Origin of the sequence: Maribacter litopenaei (assembly GCF_025244665.1) — a bacterium.
Classification (GTDB): Bacteria; Bacteroidota; Bacteroidia; order Flavobacteriales; family Flavobacteriaceae; genus Maribacter; species Maribacter litopenaei.
Window position 1 is genome coordinate 2,947,337 of record NZ_CP104205.1, and the last position, 19,651, is coordinate 2,966,987.

25 protein-coding genes, 1 tRNA gene and 3 pseudogenes are annotated in these 19,651 nt (G+C 36.3%); 16 read left to right on the top strand and 13 right to left on the bottom strand.

The annotated features are described in order from the left end of the window. The first annotated feature begins 113 nt into the window (after positions 1 to 113). The 3 genes from NYZ99_RS15905 (at position 114) to NYZ99_RS15915 (ending at position 1,372) form a co-directional block, all read left to right on the top strand. A tRNA-Met gene (locus NYZ99_RS15905) sits at positions 114 to 186 on the top strand. Between the two features lie 299 nt (positions 187 to 485). Beyond that, the gene (locus tag NYZ99_RS15910; RefSeq protein ID WP_260572253.1) at positions 486 to 908 is read left to right on the top strand and encodes a response regulator; all 423 of its coding nucleotides are present in this window, start codon (positions 486 to 488) and stop codon (positions 906 to 908) included. A 161-nt stretch (positions 909 to 1,069) separates the two neighbouring features. After that, positions 1,070 to 1,372 carry a BLUF domain-containing protein gene (locus tag NYZ99_RS15915; RefSeq protein WP_260572254.1) on the top strand — a complete coding sequence of 101 codons (303 nt, stop codon included), beginning with the start codon at positions 1,070 to 1,072 and terminating at the stop codon, positions 1,370 to 1,372. A 156-nt stretch (positions 1,373 to 1,528) separates the two neighbouring features. Here NYZ99_RS15915 and NYZ99_RS15920 read toward each other — a convergent pair whose 3' ends face one another. The 8 genes from NYZ99_RS15920 to NYZ99_RS15955 all read right to left on the bottom strand — a co-directional run bounded on the left by NYZ99_RS15920 (position 1,529) and on the right by NYZ99_RS15955 (position 5,865). Further along, positions 1,529 to 1,669, bottom strand: a complete 141-nt coding sequence (locus NYZ99_RS15920; protein ID WP_260572255.1) for a hypothetical protein — start codon at positions 1,667 to 1,669, stop codon at positions 1,529 to 1,531. Positions 1,670 to 1,733: 64 nt separating this feature from the next. Then, positions 1,734 to 1,928, bottom strand: coding sequence for a hypothetical protein (locus NYZ99_RS15925; protein WP_260572256.1), 195 nt, complete (start codon positions 1,926 to 1,928; stop codon positions 1,734 to 1,736). Positions 1,929 to 2,072: 144 nt separating this feature from the next. After that, positions 2,073 to 2,753 (bottom strand): helix-turn-helix domain-containing protein, encoded by a 681-nt coding sequence (locus NYZ99_RS15930; RefSeq protein WP_260572257.1) that lies wholly within the window; start codon positions 2,751 to 2,753, stop codon positions 2,073 to 2,075. 11 nt (positions 2,754 to 2,764) lie between these two features. After that, positions 2,765 to 3,070 carry a hypothetical protein gene (locus tag NYZ99_RS15935; RefSeq protein WP_260572258.1) on the bottom strand — a complete coding sequence of 102 codons (306 nt, stop codon included), beginning with the start codon at positions 3,068 to 3,070 and terminating at the stop codon, positions 2,765 to 2,767. Positions 3,071 to 3,222: 152 nt separating this feature from the next. Then, positions 3,223 to 3,591, bottom strand: a complete 369-nt coding sequence (locus NYZ99_RS15940; protein ID WP_260572259.1) for a sensor histidine kinase — start codon at positions 3,589 to 3,591, stop codon at positions 3,223 to 3,225. Then, complete coding sequence (locus NYZ99_RS15945; RefSeq protein WP_260572260.1) at positions 3,560 to 4,828, bottom strand: sensor histidine kinase; 1,269 nt, start codon at positions 4,826 to 4,828, stop codon at positions 3,560 to 3,562. The genes NYZ99_RS15940 and NYZ99_RS15945 overlap by 32 nt, the downstream gene beginning before the upstream one ends. A 34-nt stretch (positions 4,829 to 4,862) precedes the next feature. Next, positions 4,863 to 5,294, bottom strand: coding sequence for a response regulator (locus tag NYZ99_RS15950; RefSeq protein WP_260572261.1), 432 nt, complete (start codon positions 5,292 to 5,294; stop codon positions 4,863 to 4,865). Positions 5,295 to 5,313: 19 nt separating this feature from the next. After that, the gene (locus tag NYZ99_RS15955; protein WP_260572262.1) at positions 5,314 to 5,865 is read right to left on the bottom strand and encodes a helix-turn-helix domain-containing protein; all 552 of its coding nucleotides are present in this window, start codon (positions 5,863 to 5,865) and stop codon (positions 5,314 to 5,316) included. 347 nt (positions 5,866 to 6,212) lie between these two features. On the opposite strand from NYZ99_RS15955, the gene NYZ99_RS15960 reads away from it, so the two are divergent. Both NYZ99_RS15960 and NYZ99_RS15965 read left to right on the top strand, forming a co-directional pair. Then, positions 6,213 to 6,869, top strand: a complete 657-nt coding sequence (locus NYZ99_RS15960; RefSeq protein ID WP_260572263.1) for an ankyrin repeat domain-containing protein — start codon at positions 6,213 to 6,215, stop codon at positions 6,867 to 6,869. Positions 6,870 to 6,970: 101 nt separating this feature from the next. Next, positions 6,971 to 7,683 (top strand): annotated as a pseudogene (locus NYZ99_RS15965) (VIT1/CCC1 transporter family protein). Between the two features lie 6 nt (positions 7,684 to 7,689). Here the strand turns inward: NYZ99_RS15965 and NYZ99_RS15970 are convergent. Beyond that, complete coding sequence (locus tag NYZ99_RS15970) at positions 7,690 to 8,466, bottom strand: RNA polymerase sigma factor (RefSeq protein ID WP_260572264.1); 777 nt, start codon at positions 8,464 to 8,466, stop codon at positions 7,690 to 7,692. Positions 8,467 to 8,651: 185 nt separating this feature from the next. On the opposite strand from NYZ99_RS15970, the gene NYZ99_RS15975 reads away from it, so the two are divergent. Genes NYZ99_RS15975 through NYZ99_RS15985 form a run of 3 tightly spaced genes read left to right on the top strand, consistent with a single transcriptional unit; the run spans position 8,652 to position 10,103 of the window. Continuing rightward, a complete protein-coding gene (locus NYZ99_RS15975; RefSeq protein ID WP_260572265.1) occupies positions 8,652 to 9,497 on the top strand; it encodes a universal stress protein in 846 nt (281 codons plus the stop codon). A gap of 16 nt (positions 9,498 to 9,513) precedes the next feature. Then, entirely contained in the window at positions 9,514 to 9,909 is a 396-nt protein-coding gene (locus NYZ99_RS15980) for a universal stress protein (protein ID WP_260572266.1), read from the top strand. Further along, positions 9,906 to 10,103, top strand: coding sequence for a hypothetical protein (locus tag NYZ99_RS15985; protein WP_260572267.1), 198 nt, complete (start codon positions 9,906 to 9,908; stop codon positions 10,101 to 10,103). The genes NYZ99_RS15980 and NYZ99_RS15985 overlap by 4 nt, the downstream gene beginning before the upstream one ends. Positions 10,104 to 10,382: 279 nt before the next feature. Here the strand turns inward: NYZ99_RS15985 and trxA are convergent, their stop codons facing one another. Beyond that, positions 10,383 to 10,682 carry a thioredoxin gene (gene trxA, locus NYZ99_RS15990; protein ID WP_260572268.1) on the bottom strand — a complete coding sequence of 100 codons (300 nt, stop codon included), beginning with the start codon at positions 10,680 to 10,682 and terminating at the stop codon, positions 10,383 to 10,385. 111 nt (positions 10,683 to 10,793) lie between these two features. Between trxA and NYZ99_RS15995 the strand changes: the two genes are divergently transcribed. The 6 genes and pseudogenes from NYZ99_RS15995 to NYZ99_RS16020 all read left to right on the top strand — a co-directional run bounded on the left by NYZ99_RS15995 (position 10,794) and on the right by NYZ99_RS16020 (position 16,138). Continuing rightward, a complete protein-coding gene (locus NYZ99_RS15995; RefSeq protein ID WP_260572269.1) occupies positions 10,794 to 11,537 on the top strand; it encodes a universal stress protein in 744 nt (247 codons plus the stop codon). A 97-nt stretch (positions 11,538 to 11,634) separates the two neighbouring features. Beyond that, positions 11,635 to 12,489 carry a universal stress protein gene (locus NYZ99_RS16000; RefSeq protein WP_260572270.1) on the top strand — a complete coding sequence of 285 codons (855 nt, stop codon included), beginning with the start codon at positions 11,635 to 11,637 and terminating at the stop codon, positions 12,487 to 12,489. A 107-nt stretch (positions 12,490 to 12,596) separates the two neighbouring features. Then, positions 12,597 to 13,007, top strand: coding sequence for a hypothetical protein (locus NYZ99_RS16005; protein WP_260572271.1), 411 nt, complete (start codon positions 12,597 to 12,599; stop codon positions 13,005 to 13,007). An 11-nt stretch (positions 13,008 to 13,018) separates the two neighbouring features. Next, the gene (locus NYZ99_RS16010) at positions 13,019 to 13,924 is read left to right on the top strand and encodes a mechanosensitive ion channel family protein (RefSeq protein WP_260572272.1); all 906 of its coding nucleotides are present in this window, start codon (positions 13,019 to 13,021) and stop codon (positions 13,922 to 13,924) included. Next, a pseudogene (locus NYZ99_RS16015) lies at positions 13,921 to 14,764 on the top strand (ATP cone domain-containing protein). The gene NYZ99_RS16010 and the pseudogene NYZ99_RS16015 overlap by 4 nt, the downstream one beginning before the upstream one ends. Before the next feature lie 3 nt (positions 14,765 to 14,767). Continuing rightward, positions 14,768 to 16,138: pseudogene (locus NYZ99_RS16020) on the top strand (MBL fold metallo-hydrolase RNA specificity domain-containing protein). Here the strand turns inward: NYZ99_RS16020 and NYZ99_RS16025 are convergent. Further along, complete coding sequence (locus NYZ99_RS16025; RefSeq protein ID WP_260572273.1) at positions 16,135 to 16,365, bottom strand: hypothetical protein; 231 nt, start codon at positions 16,363 to 16,365, stop codon at positions 16,135 to 16,137. The pseudogene NYZ99_RS16020 and the gene NYZ99_RS16025 overlap by 4 nt on opposite strands. Here NYZ99_RS16025 and NYZ99_RS16030 point away from each other — a divergent pair. Beyond that, a complete protein-coding gene (locus NYZ99_RS16030; RefSeq protein WP_260572274.1) occupies positions 16,357 to 16,869 on the top strand; it encodes a hypothetical protein in 513 nt (170 codons plus the stop codon). The genes NYZ99_RS16025 and NYZ99_RS16030 overlap by 9 nt on opposite strands. A 30-nt stretch (positions 16,870 to 16,899) precedes the next feature. On the opposite strand, the gene cls is transcribed toward NYZ99_RS16030, so the two are convergent. Continuing rightward, the gene (gene cls, locus NYZ99_RS16035) at positions 16,900 to 18,306 is read right to left on the bottom strand and encodes a cardiolipin synthase (protein ID WP_260572275.1); all 1,407 of its coding nucleotides are present in this window, start codon (positions 18,304 to 18,306) and stop codon (positions 16,900 to 16,902) included. A 205-nt stretch (positions 18,307 to 18,511) separates the two neighbouring features. Continuing rightward, complete coding sequence (locus tag NYZ99_RS16040) at positions 18,512 to 18,697, bottom strand: CsbD family protein (RefSeq protein WP_260572276.1); 186 nt, start codon at positions 18,695 to 18,697, stop codon at positions 18,512 to 18,514. Between the two features lie 351 nt (positions 18,698 to 19,048). On the opposite strand from NYZ99_RS16040, the gene NYZ99_RS16045 reads away from it, so the two are divergent. Beyond that, positions 19,049 to 19,582, top strand: a complete 534-nt coding sequence (locus NYZ99_RS16045; RefSeq protein WP_260572277.1) for a lipid-binding SYLF domain-containing protein — start codon at positions 19,049 to 19,051, stop codon at positions 19,580 to 19,582. The last annotated feature ends 69 nt before the right edge of the window (positions 19,583 to 19,651 follow it).

Here is a 19,651-nt window from a genome sequence, read left to right on the forward strand (position 1 = left end):
ATAAAACAGATGAACCATTTCAAATTTAAATTTTCTTTTGACCCGATTCTTAAAATCTAATGTATTCTAATTTGGAATTTACATGAAAACAATTGTATCTTTGTCGTCCACATCGCGGGATAGAGCAGTAGGTAGCTCGTCGGGCTCATAACCCGAAGGTCACTGGTTCGAGTCCAGTTCCCGCTACTAAATAAAAAAGCTTCATCAAATAGATGAGGCTTTTTTCATTTAAATACTTAGTTATTCAGTAGAAGTTTTCTAATTGATTTACCAAAAGAAACATTTCAATAAAGTTTGGAAATTGCCAATACGTTTAAGTTAAAGTCATTTTTGGCATATTGAAGGATAGACTGGAATTACCCTAATATGTTTTGAGTTAGTAATTGGATGTTTTGTAATAGCGAACTATCAAGACCGTTTGTAATTTGCACCTAAACTAAAAACAATTAGTTCTACCCATGAGTAAGACCATACAAAGAATCTATTTGGCCGATGACGACAGTGATGACCGTGCATTTTTTTCGGATGCACTTAGCGAAATTCCAATTTCTACATCTATCGAAGAGTTCAGCAATGGGGTAGATTTAATGTCATTTTTATTAAATAAGGAAAACAAAATACCTGACGTCATATTTTTAGATTTAAAGATGCCAATGATGGATGGTTTTGAATGTTTATCTGACATTCGAGATTTAGATTCACTAAAAAATATTCCAGTGGTCATCTATTCCACATCCTTCCACCAAAAAGATGTGGACAGGCTAAAAGAAATGGGTGCAACCCTATATTTAAAAAAACCTTCTTCATTTAACCAACTTAAGACGTTATTGCATAAATGTCTATCCTACCTTGCTCAAAAATCCCCTGAGAAAGCTATTTTAGAATCACAGTTTTTAATATCCATCTAAAAACATCCTAAAGAAGTATTTTAAGACCATATTTTAGGAATCCTATTATGTGATTTTTAATTTATTCACCACATAGTTTTTTTGGGTCAAAAAAAAGTGACCTAATTAGATAGACCAATATAAAAATAGATTACTTTGGGGACTTCTAAACCCCGGAAATAATGCACGAACTAACGTACACCTCGTTGGCAAATAAAAACATAAGTTCAAAGGACTTAAATGATATACTAAATACGGCCAAAAAATTCAATGAGGCCCATTCTATAACTGGGTGTTTGGTATATCACAACGGCCAGTTCGTGCAGACCTTGCATGGAGAAAAAAAGGGGATTTTTGACCTTTTGGAAAAGATTAAATTGGACAATAGGCATACAAATATAAACTTGGTCCGGGAAGATCCGGCGGAAAAAGAAGTCTTTCATGGTTGGAATATGGCTTATTTCTCACTGAGAGGACTCCAATAATCCATCCGAGGGGCTTATTGATTTTGAAAAGAACCTTATTACACTTTCCTCCTTTTACAAGGCCGATTCTGCTTCGGTAAGAATTTTTTGGTCCATTGTAAAGGACCTATGTCTTAACGAATCAAATCAAGCGATTTAATCTGTCTTTAATGGTATCTATACTGCTCTTTTTAAGTTAAGGACTCTATTTTTTTCCTTTGGCATTCCTAGGTTGGACATGGCGGTTTTTATAGTATTCACTTCCCTTTCTGCATTGTCGTTCAAAGTTTCAACCGAACCTATTATTAAGGAATTCAACTGTCTCCCAGTTTGATTACGAAAATCTGGACTTTCTTCCATAAAAATGACCACCTTTAATTTCTTATTTCACGGAGAGCGCATCCTCTATTTGAGTGATAAGATCTTTTATTTCATCAATAGGATTTTGAGAAAGTACCTCCTCAAAGTCCTCATTTATTTGATTCTTCCAATAATTCAAAAGTTGCAATCGGGATTCAATTTCCATTTTAATACCTAAATAGGCATCCGTCATACTTCTCTGTATTCCTTCTTTCATATTATTTTACTTACAGTTTCTATTAAAGGTAGTTGTTCGTTAAATCCTACATTGACCCAAAAATTTAGATTAGGTGCCGTTATACATTTGAGTTAAAAAAATGAATTCTGAACAACATGACCGTAACCATAAACCAATTAAAAATTATGCGGAAAGCTGCGTACCCCTGGCCTTTGTTAGATAGATTTTTGGTGAGTATTTAAACCTTTTGCTGAATATTTTGGAAAAGTAACTTCTACTAGAAAAGCCAATGGTATATACAATTTCAGAAACATTAAGATCCGTTTCCTGTATCAGCTTTTCGGCCAAATCCAATCGTTGGTTCTTGATGCAACTGGCCACCGTAGAGCCTGTAAGGACCTTAAATCCCGACTGTAGTTTTGCCGCGGACAATCCATATTTCCTAACAAAGTAATCGATGGAATATGGAAATTCCGGTTTTTCCCTGATTTCTTCAATAGCATCTTCCACACGCAACATTTCACGTTTTGTCAACGAAGATTCGTGAAGTGTTTTTTTGGAGCTATCACTTTTATAATGTAAAATCTCAAGTGCCAAAGTAAAGTGTACAATTCCTTCAATTAAAAGTTTTCTTACCACTCCCGTTTGTGAAATAGCCTTTATCTGAAGTAAGTGCTCCTTTATTTTTAGATTGACCGTTCCTACATATTCATACTTTTTGTTCTTCAAGAACTGGGAGAACAACTGATCCTTTAATTTATTCGACTTTAGGTCATAGGTATCCTTGGAATCATCTGAAATTTGGATTATGGAAAAATGTACCTTTTTACCGGATTCTACTGTAATTTTCACATCCTCTTCCATGCCACCAAGGATTACGGTCCTAAGGAATCCACTTCAATAGAAGATCTGCTCATAGGTAGCTTCAACGTTAGACTTCCCTCCAAACAATAAATAAAGAAAAGACTACGACTTGTAGTGTTTTTCAAATTTAGTTTTATTGTCTCCGTGGTCGCCAAATCAAATTGACTATATCCTATTCCGGATTCCAGTTCAACGGATTGGACACGTCCTGTTCCTTTGTGGTTGTCGAACATTAATATTCGTTCTGTATCGAATACCGATATACTTCCTCCTAGAGTATTGTTAAGCTGATTTAATTTTGTGTGTGTAGCATTCATGGTTGACTGTTTTTAGATTGTTCAAACAAATGGTTTTGCAACATTTGCCCTATTGTTTCCAAAGATCTAGGTCAACAAGCCATTTATGTTATAACATTTTCACTTTCTGTTATAACATTTCATTGTTACAATTAAAATTTAAACGTTTTGGGTTACTTTGACAATGAGGGCAAATAAACTGTAAATACGGCCCCTTCACTATTTTTACTTGCCGCTTGGATGGCACCATTGTGGGTCTCCACTATTTTTTTACAAATTGCTAATCCCGGACCTGTCCCGGAATATTCATTTTTACCATGTAGCCGCTGGAAAATCTCAAAAATTCGTTCCCCATACTGGTCATCAAATCCGATCCCATTATCTATAAATTCCAACTTATGATAGTTCCCGTCTACCAATTTATCTATTCGATTGCTGGTATTTATCTTTACCTTTTCATGTTTAATTAGCACCTCCGGAATGACATCTGGATCTATATACTTTAGGGAATTACCTATGAGGTTGGAGAACAATTGTTCCATTTGAAATTGAACTCCATTTATTTCTCGGAAGTTTGTCCGACTTAATCTTAGCATTGGTCTCACTAACTCTTTCACCCAAATCTTCCAAAACATCTGTCAATATTTCATTGAGGTCAATTTTAGCCGGTTTATCCTCAACATCCTCTATTCTGGAATAGGATAATAGATTAGCTATAAGGTTACGCATTCTTTCCGTAGACGAAATTACCTTATCTAAATAGTTTTGGAATCTTGATCCTAATTTCCCTTTTTCTTCATCGTTTAACCTACTGATGAACATTTGTATTTTTCTAAGAGGCTCCTGCAAATCATGACTCGCAATACGGTTAAAGGCTTCCAAATCTGAATTACTTTTCTGAAGTTCCGCATTTTTGGCCTGTAAAATGGATTCTTGTTCGATTTGTTTGGTGACATCCTTGAAAACCCCAACAACGTACCAATTGTTTTCAGATGGGTAGTATTCCCCAATAGTATTTACATACTTTACCTCACCCAAATTGGTGACCACTTTAAAGGTTATATCTATCCTCTCCTTTTTGTTTTTACTGTCGTTTACGATTTTCCTTACCCATTCTATATCCCTATCATGGACGAAACTTAAAATACTTTCGAACGTTGGTTCAAAATCAAATGGTTGATCGTAACCCAATAGTTTATATACATTTTCAGATAGGGTCAGGGTACCTTTCTTAAGATCCCACCGAAAACTTCCAGTGCTTGCAACATTTTCGGCTTCTAGCAGTAACTTGTTCTGTATCTCCAACTGCCTCTCATATTGCTTCTCTTTGCTGATATCCTTTAAAAAAATTACAACGCCATCTTCTAATTTGACCACCCTGGCACTAAACCAAATTACCAATTCGCCAAATATATATTTGGCAACATAGTTGATAGTTTCACCTGTCGTAAAACATCTTTTCGCATTTTCAAAAGCACCATTCTCGATGTTTTGGGAATCATATTCCAACCAGCGCATCCCGATCATTTCTTGGGTATCCAAAGAGGCAACCTCCTGAATCCGGTTATTCACATATTTAATGATGAAATCCTCTATGTTATTGTGATCATCGAAAAAAGGCTCAAGATAGGCAATGACATTATTACTGCTATCCAGTAATTTTTCACTGAACATTTTGGAAATTTCCAATTCTGAGATTCTATTTCTCAATGCTATTCTATCTCGGCATCTGATATGGAATTTAAATCGGGGTGTATCTGCTTGTGCTTCTTGAGCCATTACTAAAGAACGTTTTAAACTTACTAAAGAACCTTTATATTCTCAATAGAAAGTTTTCTTTCTTAAAATCGTCCATGTGATAGGCCCAATTCATTTTAATAACCTGTTTCAAGGATTTTTTAAGGTCCTCAAAGCTCGAGGGTTTCTTTATATAAATATTAGCGCCATTTAAAAATGTCTGCTCAATATCCTTATCAGAGGAAGAAGTAGAATAAATAGCAATGGGCAATTCCTTTAAAAGTGGATTTTTACGAATCTCTGCCAAACATTCAAAACCATTCATAATGGGCATGTTAAGATCCAAGAATATAAGATTGGGCAAGTTCTCTATCTGCTGCAACAAATAATCGAGACAGCTCTTACCATTATCCAATTGTTGTAGCTGTGTATTTAAATCTACTCCGACCAAAGCATCCGCAAAAAACTCTCTATCGTCCTCATCGTCGTCTACCAATAAAATTTTCATTTTAGTCATATGATATTCTTTAATTAATGGTGTTTATAGTGTTGTTTCTAATTTTCAAATATTGGGTAATGGTTAACCCGGTAACTTTTTTGAACTGACTGGACAAATGTGGAACACTGCTAAAGTTCAAACTGTAGGCAATATCGGATAGTGTTCTATCATCGTCCATGAGAAGTTCCTTTACCTTTTCTATGCGTATGAGTACATAAAAGTTCTCTATAGTCGTAAAAGTTTGTGATGTAAAGTGATTTGATAAATATGAATAACTATACCCTGTTTCTTCCGAAAGCATTTTGGAAATGGATACATTTCTGTCATAATCTCCCTTGACATATTTCTTTATTAAAGATTTTATCTGCGCGAGCAAATCCATTCTATCTCCATCTTCAATTTTGATTCCATAAGGTGTTAAGCCTTTAGATAAAATATGTAGGTTTTCCTCGCTTGTCTTACCAGAAAGCTTTAAATGATTTGCTTGTAAACATTCAATTGCCATTCCCAATGAACATACCTCCTTTTCTATTACCTCTAGAAGGAGCTTTTCAATGTCATATGTCAGTTCAAATTTCACTTGTTGGATTCAAATTAGATAAACCTCTAAAATATTCAGATTCCGTGAACACAAATAACGAAATACAGTTTTTCTTTAACATTTTTTGGCCTTCATCTTGCTTGGTGCCGTATTATGAAAAATCTAAAATATATACGCCTCTTTAACAATCGTGGATTTTCAAAAGATCTGATTAACAATTTTTTAGTAATTAACACAAAAAATGATATTTTCACATAAATCATTACAATTCAATAGATTAAATTGAATTTTAGATAGTGAATTTATTTTTTAAATGTATGTGCTGAAGATTCATCCATACAAAGTATTTTAGACACTTTTCAAGTTTATCAAAGCTCAAAAATGACATGATCCAACAACTAAAAGAATATTTAAAGGATAGAAATACCATCGAGGCCTTTAGGCTAATCTCCGATAATCCCGAAATTTTGGATATAGAAGATGAAAATAAAAGTTCAGGATTTATGATGATTGCCTATAGTGGACAAGATGACCTTTTTCAAAAGGCAATAGAGTTAAAGAAATCCTTTTCATTTCATGAGGCTATAATTGCAGATAAAGCCTCTGAAGTTCAGAACTATCTTGAGCAGCACCCGGACAATTTGATTAATGAACATTCTAAAGATGGTTTTTCCCCGTTGGCCTTGGCCGCATTTTTTAACAAAATGGAGATTGCTACCTTATTGTTGCAATACGGTGCCGACCCAAATTTAGCAGCCACCAACGCATCCAAAGTCAATGCCCTTCATGCCGCTGTTGCCAAAGAAAACTATGAGTTATGCCAAACTCTTATTGAAAAAGGGGCCAATGTAAATTTGGCTCAAATGCAAAATGTTACTCCGCTACATTCTGCGGTTCACAGGGGCAATCTTACATTGGTGCAATTGTTAATTGAAAATGGAGCTTCCCCCTCGGTGAAGATGGAAAACGGAGATACCCCTCATGGTATAGCAGAAAGGGAAGGACATCATAGAATCCTGGAATATTTCAATAACAATACTTAGACACCTATAAATACTCGGCCTACCTCAATAAATTTTATATTTTTAAATGAAAAAGAAAAACTAGATACAGTCAAGTATCCGCCAACTAAAAATACTAAGTTATGTCCGAAAGCAATGAACTAGAGAATTACCTGGACAATCATTATATCCACCGCAGCAATTGGTTAAGAGCGGCAGTATTAGGAGCCAATGACGGGATACTTTCCACGGCCAGTATTGCCATAGGAGTTGCTGCGGCAAGTGAGTTTAGGGAACCGATTGTATTGGCCACCTTGGCAGGCCTTGTTGCTGGAGCACTATCCATGGCAGCGGGAGAATATGTCTCGGTAAGTTCTCAAACCGATGTTGAAAAGGCGGACATTGAAAGGGAGAAGGAGGAGCTAAAAGAAACGCCGGAGTTGGAGTTAAAACGATTGGCACAAATCTATGAGGACCGAGGATTAAAGAAGGAGACAGCTATCACCGTCGCCAAGGAACTTACCGCCCATGATGCTTTGGGAGCCCATGTTAGGGACGAATTAGGCATCAATGATATTAGTGCCGCCAATCCTTTACAGGCAGCATTCGCTTCGGGGCCGCGTTCACCATAGGAGGGATATTACCTTTTTTGGTGACCCTTTTTATACCCTTAGAGGCAATGGAATATTATTTGTACGGATTTGCCATTTTCTTCTTGGTGCTATTGGGGGCAATGGCAGCCAAAGCAGGAGGATCCAGCATATTGAAAGCCGTAGCTCGAGTAACCTTTTGGGGTACCGTAGCAATGGGATTGACCGCCTTGGTCGGGCACTTTTTTGGGGTAAGTGTAGCTTAATTATATTTAATTGCTATCGATTAAAAACCGCTTTACAAAACTTTCCTTAAGTAATTTTCTAGCCCTTGACAAAAGGTCATCCACCTCATCCAACGTTACTTCCCTAATACTTGCAATTTCAGCTGTCGAAAATCCCAAATCGGTGTATAATTGATATACGGAACGCATAGGCACTGACATTTTCCCTAAAACCATATGAATATGTCTTTCCACCCTTTCTTTGTCCAGGCTCTTATCCAGTTTTTCGGCAAGGTCCTTTTCCTCTTCGGTAATAAAAACATGGTTTAAGGTATAATTTTCATTTTGGAAGGAACTATCGTCCAACTCCTCCAACAAAACCAAATCCCCATCCCCATCCGTACTGAAATCTTCCTCCATTGCATCCCATTCCGGTTGTGAAAAGCTATCTATATTTTCAAAAAAAACATGGTCGAATTCTTCCTCTGTTAGACTATCGTCCAACAATTCATCAACTTTTTTAAATAGGAAAGGTCGTAAATCACGCTCATCTTTAATAGCTTCCCAATTGTCATAGACCTCAATGAATAATTGATCCGTAAAATCATTGGGACTAAACATCCCTTTATTCAATTTACCCGCCAGTATCGCCGACTTCAGGCGTTTGGCAACATAGTATTGCACTTGCGGCATTAAACGCAATAATTCCTTGTTAAATGCTTCGTGATTACCCTCAATTCTATAATCTTCCGGATTACGATAGGTCTCTTTAATCACTACATGAAATGAACCCAAATTCGATTGCCTTGTTACCGTATTGCTCATGACTTTATTTATTTATGGATTGAATACATCAAACCAAACTTACACTCTAAAAGAAATAAAAAATATGACATATATCATTAAGCATCAAACATTTATAACCTACCTTAAAGAGGTTCAAAGGCATGATAATTATCATAGCTTACGTTTCCTAAACCCTTTAATTTTATCTCGTCAAACTAAGAGTGATGAAAAATATTCTTATTCCTACCGATTTCTCTATTAATGCCGATAATGCCATTGAATTCGCTATGAATCTTTTTAAGTGTGAGCGAACTAATTTTTATCTCATGCATGCGTATGCCGATGAACTCTATAAAATAAGTCACAATAAAGAAGATGGCCTTTTTGAAGAAGAAAAGAAGAATTTAGCGAAGAATTCCGAAGAAAAGCTTTCAACAATAATTTCAAAAATAAAATCGGAAAGACACAATCCAAAACATCGGTTTGAGCAAGTTTCGGTGTTCGAATCGTTGGTGGACGGGGTTAACGATTTTGTCAACAAAATAGAGATTGACCTCGTACTCATGGGTACCAAGGGACAGACAGCAGATAAGAAAATTACCTTTGGAAGCCATACCGTTCAAGTGTTCAAATATGTAAAATGCCCGGTACTTGCTATACCTAGTGATTATATATTTAAACAACCTAAAAAAATTCTTTTTCCATCGGATTATATGATTCCCTACAAACGTAGGGAACTAAAACTGTTGGATACTTTGGCAGCTCGATTTAAATCTGAGATACATTCTCTCTACATCTCAGATTTTGAGGACTTAAGCCACAGACAAACGGATAATCAATTATTCCTAAAAGAATCATTACCACATGCCAATCTAAGCTTTAAGAGGACAGAAGTTAAAAACAGGGGAATCGCCATTATGGAATACGTGAGTGAACAGAATATGGATTTACTGGTCATGGTAAATTCACGTCACTCCTTTTTGGAGGATATGCTCTACCGTTCTACTGTGCACCAAATAGCGCTAAATCCGGTAATTCCTTTTCTAGTTTTACAGAACTTGCCACGTTAACCTAAACAATTGAGAAATGAAAAAAATAATCCTACCCACCGATTTTTCAGAAAATGCTTGGAATGCCATTTTTACGGCCCTAAAGATTTATATGGATGTCGAATGCCATTTTTATATTCTTAACGCCTATGAACCGGGTGTCTTAAAACCATTAGGCACTAAGAGCCACAGAAGGTTGGATGTAATTTACGATTCCCTTTCCCAACATTCTGAAAAAGAATTGGCCGAGATACTTGCATATCTTGAGATTAATCATAAAAACCCCAATCACAGTTTTGAGACGGTCTCCGTCGAGAGTACTTTGGAAGTAGCTCTTCAAAAAACGGCATCCGAAAAGGATGTAGACCTCATCATAATGGGTACACAAGGTGCTACAGGTGCCAAACAAGTATTTCGGGAAGCAATACAGTGAAAATAATCAACAGTTTAAAAGCCGTTCCTATTTTGGCCGTACCGGATTCCTTCAATTTTCAACAATTAAAAACTGTTATTTTCTCCACAGATTTCATGAAGGCATACGACAAGTTTGAGCTGGAAAGTCTCATGGAACTTGTAAATATCTCGGAACGCCGAGGTAGAGATTATTCATGTATCCGAAGAATTTAAACTCAACGATATTCAAGAAACTAACAAAAATGTGTTGGAGCAACGATTATCAGGGTTAGATTTTAAGTTCAACAATATTCCTTTCAAGTCTAGCACAGCTTACACCATTGGGCAATACGTTAGTAATAGAACTTCGGATATTTTAGGGATCATTAGGCACCAACATACCTTCCGGGAAAAATTGATTGGTGAACCCGTAGTAAATAAAATAGCTTTTCATTCTGATATTCCTGTTCTATTCTTGCCTGAAAAATAATCCTGGTAAAGATATTGGGTATATCAGGAATGTTGCCTCACTATCTGGATAATATCGTTTTTTTGAAGTACCCCTGACTGTCTCCATAATTGCTTTCCATTCTTAAAGAGCATCATGGTTGGCACTCCCCGAACATTATATTTTGAGGCCAATTTTTGATTTTTGTCTACATCTATTTTAACGATTTTTAAGCCATTCCCCATATCATCCTTCACCTGCTTAAGAATAGGTGCCAACATTTTACAGGATCCGCACCAATCGGCATAAAAATCAACCAATACCGGAACTTCAGAATCTATAATGTTCTTAAAAGAGCTTTTCATTTTAAACAATTTTAATATTCAAGTTACTAATTTTCAAATGATGGATACCTGACAATTATCATCAATTTAAGACAAAAGATTCCGTAACTTAATTACTTAAATTTCAAGGTTATGACACGAATTCTTTTACCAACGGATTTTTCGGATAATTCATTTAAGGCAATTACCTATGCATTATCCCTCTACAAAAATGTATCCTGTACGTTCTATATTTTAAACACCTATATGCCACCCGTGTATCACACGGAATATATTTTGGGGAGCCCAGGACAAATTGGCCTGGGTGATATGATTAAAGAAGAATCAGAAAAGAGCCTCAAAGAATTAAAAACCAAGCTGGAGGATGAATTTAAAAATCCCTTGCACACTTTCATTACCCATTCTGCATTTAACATGTTGACCAATGAGATTGTCCAAATTACCGAAGCTGAAAAAATAGATTTGGTCATTATGGGAACCAAGGGTGCCACAGGAGCTCAGGAAATACTGCTTGGCACAAATACGGTACACGTACTTAAGAACAGTAAATGCCCCGTTTTGGCCATACCACAAGGTTTTGATTTTGAAAAACCAAAAGTAATTCTATTTCCTTCTGATTTTGAGGTTTCATTGACAAAGGAAAATCCGGCAATTTTGTTACAAATTGTTAAGGAACATAACTCAGAGATTAATGTGATGCATGTTTTCACCGAATTGAAACTTAATCCGACCCAAACCAAAAATCGGAAATCCCTAGAAACATTATTGGGAAACAATGGATTGTTTCACGATGTAGGAAGTGATGAAATTATTACGGCAATCAATAAATTTCAATTAAAGGTAAAAATCGATTTTCTCGGTCATGGTTCAAAATAAGCATACGTTTTTTGAGCGTCTTTTTATTGAACCTACTATAAAGAAAATAGGTTTTCATGTAAACGTTCCTTTTTTGGTAATTCCACAACTATAACGCATGAAGACCTTTAGGGTACTTGTGGCAACAGATTTTTCCAATGAGAGCTATAACGCCTTGTTCTATGTAACTCAGCTTTTAGAGAATCGGCCATGTATTTTCTATATTCTAAATGTATTTGAAAAGCCGTCTAGTTTGCTATCAAGCAATAATCGAAAACTAGACGAAAATGAAAAAGTGGAGGCCCTGGAAAAAGGATCTATGGAAAAACTAAAAGAAACATTCCATAGAATACATTTGGATAATAAAAATGAGCTACATGAATTTCAAACTTTGGCCAAACCAGGAACGCTTTATACGGTAATTTCACAAACCACGGTAAATCTTAAAATAGATTTATTGGTCATGGGCAACAAAGGAAATACTGGAGCCAAGGAAATTTTCATGGGCAGCAATACGATCCATATTATTCACAACTTAAAAAAATGCCCTCTTTTGGCCGTTCCAAAAGAAATAGACTTCAAAAAACCGAAGGAAATTGCCTTTATCACCGACCTGAAGAAAGGTTGTGGCCTAAAAACATTAGAGCCCCTTTTGGAGCTGGCAAAATACCTTGGGGCCACCGTTAAAGTCTTACATATAAGCGAAGAGCAATTTCTATCTACCCTGCAAACATCCAACAAGAAACTACTGGATATTTCCTTGAAGAGAATAAATCATGATTTCGCATCCATTTATGAGTTTTCGGATAAGGCACAGGTGATTGACAGATTTATTAAGACCAGGAAAGTAGATATGTATTCCCTCGTTTACACTAAAAAGAGTTTTATAGAGCGTTTGTTTAAAAAGCCCGTAATCATGGATTTAAGTATTTATGCGGAAGTGCCCTTCCTAATTCTGCCAAATAGGGAGTGATAAATATCATTTTTAAAATACCATTTTAAAACTAAATTATATGCATCCTAATCGACGCTTTTACACCTCTCATAGAACATCCGTAAAAGCCATTAAAACTATTAGACATGAAAAGTATAGGTATTTGGTTGGACAGTAAAAACGCATGGATAGTGAGCCTACATGAAGAAGGTGACACTTTGACTAAAATAGCTTCTGGTATTGAATTTTTCAACAGAACCAGCACGTCCGGTTCAAGGGCAAAATGGGGCGGAACACAGGACATAACCCATGAGCGAAATTATTTGGAAAAAGAAAAAAGGCAATTTAAAAAGTACTTCAAAGAAGTAGCCAATGCAGTGTCAGATGTCGATGCCCTTGCACTTTTTGATCCTGCGGACATCAATGAAAAACTTAGAAAAGAATTAGAGGAAAGCTATCCGTCTATTGGCAAGAAAATAGTTGCCGTTGAAAAAGTGGATAGTATGACCGAAAATCAGACTAGGGCCCTAGTCCGAGATTTTTTCAATAATAGATAAACCGAGAGCCCATGGATGAATTCGTAAAACTTTTTGAGAATCCAGTAGTTCTAAAATTTGTCAAACTTGGAATATCCATTCTGTTTATTATTCTACTTATAGGTTTTCTAAGAAAAATTCTCAAAAAGCGAATCGAGGATACCTCTATTAGGTATAAGGCACAAAAAGGGGTAGAAATCATTGGCTACTTATTGATTGTTCTTATGGTATTCATGGCAATTACCTTGAACGAAATTAAGGACTATACCATTATCATTGGATTATTTACGGCTGGGGTTACCTTTACCCTACAAGAGCTTATTTTAAGCGTGGCTGGTTCCTTTTATATCTTTTTCGTGCGTGTGTATAAACCTGGTGACCGAATAGAAATCAACAATATTAAAGGCGACGTCATCGATATAGACAGTATCTATACTACCTTAATGGAAATGGGGGAATGGGTAAGCAGCGACAATTATTCTGGTAGAATTGTAAAAATCAGTAATGCCTTTGTATTTAAGGGGCCAATAAAAAATTACTCCATGGACTTCCCTTTTGTTTGGGATGAACTGAATATTCTTATCACCTACGACTCCGATATTGAACTAGCCAAAAAGATTATTTTGGAAAAATCAAATGAGCTTTTGTTTGATTATTCGGAAAAATCCAAAGCCAAATGGCAGGAAATGGTAGAACGGTATTATATTGAAAATGCTACCATAAAACCTACCATAGCTGCTCAACTTACAGATAATTGGATTACTTTGAACCTTAGATATATTACCGACTACAAACTAAGAAGGGACACTAAAAACAAATTGTTTTCCATTATAGAAGAGGCCCTAAGAAAAACCAACGGTAAAGTAATCTTGGCCTCCACCACACTACAGCTTCTAAAAATACCGGAACTTGAGGTGCAACTAAAAAACGGCAAATGAAAGAATCTACCATTGAGGTGCTTAAATCCACTGGGGAAAGAATGGAATTCTCCATGGATAAACTGAGAAACTCCTTAAAAAGAAGTGGAGCGGATCATGAATTGGTCGAGGGTATAGTTGCGAAAGTGAAGGATGAAGTCTATGAAGGTATCACCACAAATGAAATATACAATCGGGCATATGCTCTATTAAAAAGGAAAAAATCCGTTTTTGCCTCAAAGTACAAACTCAAAAAGGCCATTTATGAGTTAGGGCCGACAGGGTTCCCTTTTGAGCGATTTGTTGCCGCAATTTTGAAATATTCCGGGTATCAGGTAGAAGTGGGAGTTGTTTTAAAGGGATTATGTGTAACTCACGAAATAGATGTACTTGCTGAGAAAAACAATTCCGTAACAATCATTGAATGTAAATTTCATAATGACAAAAGCCTTAACTGCAATGTAAAAGTGCCGTTGTATATACATTCTAGATACAATGACGTTCACGGACAATGGTTAAACAATAAAAAAGAAAAGAAGAAATTAGAAAAAGGGATGGGTGGTTACCAATACCAGGTTTACGGAAGATGCCATTAAATATGGAACATGTGCCAACCTACACCTTTTAAGCTGGGACTACCCAAAAAATGAAGCGCTAAAGGACAGAATTGACCGATTGGGACTTTATCCAATAACCGTCTCCACACTTTTAAGCAATAGGGAAAAACAGTTCCTTCTTAATAGAGATGTTGTCCTTTGCAGGCAGCTCCTTAAGGACAAATTCTTCCTTGATCACCTAGGTATTTCCGAGAACCGAAAAACAAAAATATTGGATGAAATAGGACAACTCTGTAATCTTTAAGATATGAGGAAGGTTAAAATTCATTTTCCGGGAGCTAGCGGAACCGTTACAGGATCAAAATTTTATTTGGAAACCCCGGAGGTGAATGTCATGGTAGATTGCGGTATGTTTCAAGGGTTAAAAGAGTTAAGGAAAATCAATTGGCATCCTTTACCAATAGAGGCCTCCGAAATCGATTTTGTTTTGCTAACTCATGGACATTTGGACCATACCGGCTACCTTCCTAGATTACGCAAAGAAGGTTTTAATGGGGAAATCTTAGGAACGATCCCAACTCTAGCCATTGCCAAGATTATTCTTATGGATAGTGGAAAAATCCAAGAAGAACAAGCTAAAGCGGCCAATGAGGAGGGGTATAGCAAACATTCACCTGCAGAACCATTTTATACCGTAGAGGATGCCGAGAAAACGTTTACCCTTTTCAAATCCTGTGAAAAAGGACAATGGATCTCGCTTTCGGAAAACTTACGGGTCAGATTTAGATATAATGGCCATATCATAGGTGCAACCTATATTGAATTGGAAATCTTTGAAAAATTATTTGTGTTTTCAGGGGATATAGGAAGAGTAAAAGACCTGCTCTTGTCGCCTCCGAGACCGACCTAAATGGGCGGATTACCTTTTTCTTGAAAGTACCTATGGTAATAAACTCCATCCAGAAGAAGATGTACCTGAAATTTTAAGCTCATTAATTAAAGAAACGATCCAAGAAAGGGGAAATCTTATCATTCCCAGCTTTGCCGTTGAACGTTTACAATCGCTCATGTACACTTTATGGTTACTTTTTAAGAAGAACAAAATCCCAAACATTCCAATTTTTGTGGATAGCCCCATGGGCAATAACGTACTTTCCGTTTTTGAAAGATTCCCGGGTTGGCATAACCTATCCATTGCAGAATACCATGCCATGGTAGGTCATTTTAACCTTATTTCTTCCTACGCGGATACCTGGAAAACAATTGATGACCCCAGGCCCAAGGTAATCATCGCCGGTAGTGGTATGGTCACTGGAGGAAGAGTCTTGACCTATTTGCAGCAGATGCTCAAAAAAGCAACAACCCATATTTTAATAGTTGGTTTCCAAGCTGAAGGAACACGTGGAAGACAGCTTTTGGATGGGGCACATGAACTTAAAATATTTGGAAAGTATTATCCTATAAAGGCTAAGGTCCATCTTTTGGAAAGTCTGTCGGCCCATGCGGACCAAAATGAATTGCTCCATTGGCTAGATTCGATAGAAAATGTACCGGAGAAAATATTTCGGTCCACGGAGAACCAACTGCATTGGATGCATTTAGGGTAAAACTTAAAGATGTGAAAGGTTGGAATTGCCAAATCCCAAAACTATATGAGACTATAGAAGTTATATGTTAATCCAAAATAGTGATATCGTCCATATGATTTTTGTCATTTTTAAGATACCATACAAATTGTAATTTTGACGTAAACGTAAGATACCCGCTGATGAAAAAAACACTGCTCATAATAATCGTTATTCTATTCATGGGATGTTCCTCTACCAGTTTGATTGAAAACTGGAAAGATCCGAGATACTGATCCTGTTCAATGCCAACAAAGTTCTTTTGGTAGGTATGACCCAAGATCAAAATGCGCGGAACACCTTTGAAAAGCAACTTCAAAAGGAATTTGAAAAAAGAGATGTCGAAGCTTGGAAAAGCTTGGATGTTTTTGACATAGCCTTCACGGATTCCAAAAAAAGTGAGCAAGAATTGGACAATGTAGAGCAAAGTTTATTGGATAAAGGATTTGACGCCATTCTATTTACAAAGATTACGGGTTCGGAAAATAGGGAAACCTTCCTAAAATCAGTATCTCGTTGGGAAAATGGACAAACGAGATTCAACGATGATTATCTAACGCATCAAGGCATATATTTTGACGACACCTATTACGAAAACTTCAAAATATACTATGCCGAAACAACCTTATACTGCATTTGTGAGGGCAAGGAAAGGGCTATGATTTGGCGTGGCATCATAGAGATTATGAATCCCAGCAACGTAAACAAAGCCATAAACGATTACGTCAAACTCGTGGTTACCGCACTGGAAGAGCAAGATTTAATTTTTATAGAAGATTTTTAGATCAGCGTATAGTATCATTTAAAGGTTTAATTAGAACAAGGGACTAAAGATTTTTCCTATTCCTTCCTTTAGTTTCTTGATATAAGAACGTTCCTTGTATTCACCATAGGATAGCATTTTACTGGTACTGGAATCCTTTAAAAAATCCTTCTTCAATAACTCGGCGAACTCTTTTTCATATACAATGGCGTTTACCTCATAGTTTTGCTCAAAACTTCGATCATCCAAGTTGGCCGTACCAATGGAAGATATGGCATCGTCACTTACGATGATTTTGCTATGAAGGAATCCATCGGGAAATAAATAAATTTTTATGCCCGATTTTAAGAACGACTCAAAATAGGAATGTACGGCCCAACTCACTAATCGGTTATCGGCATTTTCAGAAACCATAAGTCGCACGTCCACACCACTTAGCGCCGCTGTTTGCAGGGCTTTTATGAGAGCCTGGGTTGGAATTATATAAGGATTAGTAATATACACATATTTTTTGGCCGTATTTACGATGGAAAAATAGGTCTGTTCCAAGGCGGGAAAATCATCATCCGATTCCCCGGAAACAATTTGAACCAAAGAATCGTTTTTTATTTTGGAAATGCCAATAGGATTTTCAAGAGGTTCCAATAAATCTTGGCAAACCAAATACCAATCCATCATAAAAACCTGGTTCAAATGATTGGCGGCAGGCCCTACCACCTTCACATGCATATCATGCCATTTACCCAAAGCCGGATCTCCCTTTAAATATTTATCAGATATATTGATTCCTCCAGTAAAGGCCGTTCGGCCGTCTACCACAATAATTTTTCTGTGGTTTCGATAGTTGAGGGAAGAGAAAAAACGTCCAAATTTAAAAGGTAGAAAGGGATACACCTCCACACCCATTTCCATCAATTTCTTTAGATATGCCTTACTAAGTGAAAAACTACCAATACCATCATAGATCAATCTTATTTTTACCCCCAAGTCCAATTTTCTCTTAAAAAGCAGAAGTAATCTATCTGCCAATTCCCCTTCCTCAAATATGTAGTATTGAATGTGGATTTCCTTTTGGGCTTCTTCCAACGCTTTAAAAATGGCATCAAAAGTAGATTTACCATCTTTCAACAATTGCAAATCGTTATTACCTACTGGAGGAAAGTGAGAGTTATTGTAAAATAAGGTCATTAACTTTCGATATTTTCCTTCAAAAGCATTTATCTGATCACCATTGGGTTTAGGTAGTTTGGCGAAAAGATTCCTTTTTAGCTGTACCAGCTTATTTTTTCTTCTGTTCCTTCCTAACAGTAAATAAAGGATAATACCACCAACGGGAATTGCGAAAATGGCCAGTAGCCAAGCTAAACTTTTGGAGGGTCTTGCTCCATGAAGAACAATGGCAATAACAATGGACACCGTAATCAAAATATAAATACCAAGAAGGATGGATGTCCACATTACCTATCAAATTTTGTGTATCTAAGTATGCACAATAAAGGAAAATAAGTCAAATATATCTCAGAATAAATGACATTAGTCACCTAATTTAAGACAAAAGCTTAAGTAAGCTGGAAGAGACAATAAGAGTGAATAATCCAAGGTATAAAAGAAAGCCCTTGGGATTTTACCCAAGGGCTCTTTTTATTTAATAACAGAAAGGCGATTACCAAGTTTCTATTTCCTTTCTAATTTCCTCTTTCCGTTTTCCTGTTTTTTCTTGAAGTCTACCTAACATTTCGTCAAATTTTCCTTCAGCAAAAGTGGTATCATCATCGGTAACATTGCCATATTTTTGTTTGAACTCGCCTTTTACTTGTTTCCACTTTCCTTCTAATTGTTCTTTATTCATGATATTTAATTTTAATGATTCAACTATCATTAATGTACTTATAAAAAGGAATATGGAATAACTTGATTGATGACTTTATTGATTCGTTTCAACAACTACCTATAATTAGTTAAAGACACATAAGTTGAACCTAAATTTCTAAGAAATAAAACCCAATAAAATCATAATTTTTTTGAGTTCTTTAACAACGTAATTATCTAAAATTCAACTAATTGGTTATAGAATCAATATTGTCATTGATAACGGCAGCGATAGTGCTTTTTAGCTCTTATTTTTGGATTGGAACAATAAAAGGACTCCCAAGAATATTCCTTTTTGTTCCTACTATTTGTATAATTAAAAACACATATTATGAAACTTAAAACAATTATCGCTACCGTGTTATTTGTAGCATCTGCAAACATATTTGCACAAAACGACAAGGATAAAAAAGTGATGGCCGACGCTGAAAAGGCCAAAATGGAACTTAAGGAAATGGACGGAATGGATAGGTTTTTCAACAATTCTTCCGGCTATGTAATTTTCCCAAATGTGGGCAAAGGTGGATTGATTGTAGGAGGAGCTTCCGGAAACGGTGTCCTTTATGAAAACGGCATGGCAAAAGGGATGGCCAGTCTAAAAAAAGTGGACATAGGTTTGCAAGCTGGTGGACAGGCTCTCACAGAAATTATCTTTTTTGAGACCCAAGAGGCCCTAAATGATTTTAAGGACGGTAATTATGAACTATCTGCCAATGCCACAGCAATAGCCATAGATAAAGGTATTGCGGCAAACGCTAATTACAAAGATGGTGTTGCAGTATTTACCAAGCCCAAAAAAGGGTTAATGGCAGACTTATCTATTGGTGGTCAAAAGTTTGAATATGATGAAATGGACGATAAATAGATTGTGGCTACGTGTAAACAAAAGCCGGGAGATTTCCCGGCTTTTTTATGTTCGCAATCCTGCGAAAAA

What these genes read in the sequence shown, in the direction of transcription:
- NYZ99_RS16005 (WP_260572271.1), top strand. Translation starts at nt 12,597, where the DNA reads ATGAAAAGTATAGGTATTTGGTTGGACAGTAAAAACGCATGGATAGTG.
- NYZ99_RS15930 (WP_260572257.1), bottom strand. Translation starts at nt 2,753, where the DNA reads ATGGAAGAGGATGTGAAAATTACAGTAGAATCCGGTAAAAAGGTACAT.
- NYZ99_RS15970 (WP_260572264.1), bottom strand. Translation starts at nt 8,466, where the DNA reads ATGAGCAATACGGTAACAAGGCAATCGAATTTGGGTTCATTTCATGTA.
- NYZ99_RS15950 (WP_260572261.1), bottom strand. Translation starts at nt 5,294, where the DNA reads ATGAAAATTTTATTGGTAGACGACGATGAGGACGATAGAGAGTTTTTT.
- NYZ99_RS15940 (WP_260572259.1), bottom strand. Translation starts at nt 3,591, where the DNA reads ATGGAACAATTGTTCTCCAACCTCATAGGTAATTCCCTAAAGTATATA.
- NYZ99_RS15980 (WP_260572266.1), top strand. Translation starts at nt 9,514, where the DNA reads ATGAAAAAAATAATCCTACCCACCGATTTTTCAGAAAATGCTTGGAAT.
- NYZ99_RS16010 (WP_260572272.1), top strand. Translation starts at nt 13,019, where the DNA reads ATGGATGAATTCGTAAAACTTTTTGAGAATCCAGTAGTTCTAAAATTT.
- NYZ99_RS16040 (WP_260572276.1), bottom strand. Translation starts at nt 18,697, where the DNA reads ATGAATAAAGAACAATTAGAAGGAAAGTGGAAACAAGTAAAAGGCGAG.
- NYZ99_RS15960 (WP_260572263.1), top strand. Translation starts at nt 6,213, where the DNA reads ATGATCCAACAACTAAAAGAATATTTAAAGGATAGAAATACCATCGAG.
- NYZ99_RS15995 (WP_260572269.1), top strand. Translation starts at nt 10,794, where the DNA reads ATGACACGAATTCTTTTACCAACGGATTTTTCGGATAATTCATTTAAG.
- NYZ99_RS15925 (WP_260572256.1), bottom strand. Translation starts at nt 1,928, where the DNA reads ATGAAAGAAGGAATACAGAGAAGTATGACGGATGCCTATTTAGGTATT.
- NYZ99_RS16000 (WP_260572270.1), top strand. Translation starts at nt 11,635, where the DNA reads ATGAAGACCTTTAGGGTACTTGTGGCAACAGATTTTTCCAATGAGAGC.
- NYZ99_RS15975 (WP_260572265.1), top strand. Translation starts at nt 8,652, where the DNA reads ATGAAAAATATTCTTATTCCTACCGATTTCTCTATTAATGCCGATAAT.
- NYZ99_RS15945 (WP_260572260.1), bottom strand. Translation starts at nt 4,828, where the DNA reads ATGGCTCAAGAAGCACAAGCAGATACACCCCGATTTAAATTCCATATC.
- NYZ99_RS15935 (WP_260572258.1), bottom strand. Translation starts at nt 3,070, where the DNA reads ATGAATGCTACACACACAAAATTAAATCAGCTTAACAATACTCTAGGA.
- NYZ99_RS15915 (WP_260572254.1), top strand. Translation starts at nt 1,070, where the DNA reads ATGCACGAACTAACGTACACCTCGTTGGCAAATAAAAACATAAGTTCA.
- NYZ99_RS16030 (WP_260572274.1), top strand. Translation starts at nt 16,357, where the DNA reads ATGACCCAAGATCAAAATGCGCGGAACACCTTTGAAAAGCAACTTCAA.
- trxA (WP_260572268.1), bottom strand. Translation starts at nt 10,682, where the DNA reads ATGAAAAGCTCTTTTAAGAACATTATAGATTCTGAAGTTCCGGTATTG.
- NYZ99_RS16045 (WP_260572277.1), top strand. Translation starts at nt 19,049, where the DNA reads ATGAAACTTAAAACAATTATCGCTACCGTGTTATTTGTAGCATCTGCA.
- cls (WP_260572275.1), bottom strand. Translation starts at nt 18,306, where the DNA reads ATGTGGACATCCATCCTTCTTGGTATTTATATTTTGATTACGGTGTCC.